This is a genomic window from Limnospira sp. PMC 1279.21 (genome assembly GCF_032349615.1).
GTDB classification, from domain to species: Bacteria; Cyanobacteriota; Cyanobacteriia; order Cyanobacteriales; family Microcoleaceae; genus Limnospira; species Limnospira fusiformis.
Map to the genome: position 1 here is coordinate 1 of NZ_JARPLU010000487.1, position 635 is coordinate 635.

Below are 635 nucleotides of genomic sequence, written 5' to 3' on the forward strand. Positions count from 1 at the left end.
CTCAAATAACGTCTCCCCTCTTGGTCAAACCAAGACAGGATTTCTCGGTCAATACCACCTAATGTAGCTTGACTTCTCCCAATTCCTAAACCGATTTCTGGTAGCCAGTAGGGTTCTCCCGTTTGTAACTGGTATTTACCATCAATTTGTCGATAAATCTCGAAGGGTTGATGGCGATCGCGCTGGTAATATTCTGGGTTATAAATAACGTAGTATAGTACCCCCAACTTTTCATAAATCGCCATTTTGGACTCATACTCATTTCCCGGAGTCCAGGAAACCACCTCTAACACCAACTGAGGAACCATTCCCCCTTCTTCCCAGACCACATAACTTTTCCGAGATTTATTACCTGGTCGGCGGCGGTTCACTCCCACCGTCAGAAAACCATCAGGAATTACTGGGACTCTGGGGTTATCCCCGCTGGTGTGATAAATTCCCATATCTACACCGAAATACCAATCATTGCGGTCTTTCCAGATAATTGCTAGAAGAAATAATAGGTAATTGGGGAGAAAGTTTTGGTCTTCGTTATCCACAGGAGTATCATCAGAGTCGGGAAGTTCATCACTGGTGGGTAGATTTTTATAAAGGTCAATAGAAACCATAGGTCTAAACCAGTAGAAGACAGTTTC

At 43.6% G+C, this 635-nt stretch carries 1 protein-coding gene; it reads right to left on the minus strand.

Features of this window, described 5'->3' with window-relative positions:
* Positions 1-608 (minus strand): Uma2 family endonuclease (locus P5683_RS25575; protein ID WP_315641269.1); only part of this gene is annotated, 608 nt, incomplete at its 3' end.
* Positions 609-635 lie beyond the last annotated feature (27 nt).